Origin of the sequence: Xanthomonas sp. SHU 199 (genome assembly GCF_000364665.1) — a bacterium.
Lineage (GTDB): Bacteria > Pseudomonadota > Gammaproteobacteria > Xanthomonadales > Xanthomonadaceae > Xanthomonas_A > Xanthomonas_A sontii.
In genome coordinates this window covers 1-501 of record NZ_AQOI01000508.1, presented here as the reverse complement: position 1 = coordinate 501, position 501 = coordinate 1, and the positions used below count along the sequence as shown (strand labels likewise).

Here is a 501-nt window from a genome sequence, read left to right as displayed (position 1 = left end):
CGGCCTCCGGTGCCGGCGCCGCCGCTCGGCCGCCGTCCGTTCCGGTGCCGGCGCCGGTCAGCAGCGGTTTCCCCTGGCGCTGGCCGGCCGATGGCGTGGTGGTCAGCCGCTTCGTCGGCGGCGAGGCGACCAAGCAGGGCATCGACATCGGCGGCAGCAACGGCGAGGCCGTGCGCGCCGCGGCGGACGGCGTGGTGGTCTACTCCGGCGCCGGCCTGGTCGGCTATGGCGAACTGATCATCGTCAAGCACAACGAACAGTGGCTGTCGGCCTACGGCCACAACCGCAAGCGCCTGGTCAACGAGGGCCAGAACGTCAAGGCCGGCCAGCAGATCGCCGAAATGGGCCACAGCGGCGCGGCGCGCGACATGCTGCACTTCGAGATCCGCTACAACGGCAAGCCGGTCGACCCACTGCTGTATCTGCCCCCGAAGTAATCGGTTGCGTCGTCGCGCGGGCGGATCTCCGGCCCGGCGCAGCGCGCCGGGCGTTCGCCATCGG

General features: G+C 71.9%; 1 protein-coding gene. It reads left to right on the top strand.

Annotated elements, in window-relative coordinates; genetic code table 11:
• Positions 1-437 (top strand): peptidoglycan DD-metalloendopeptidase family protein (locus tag D183_RS0115650; protein ID WP_017909839.1); only part of this gene is annotated, 437 nt, incomplete at its 5' end.
• Between the last annotated feature and the right edge of the window lie 64 nt (positions 438-501).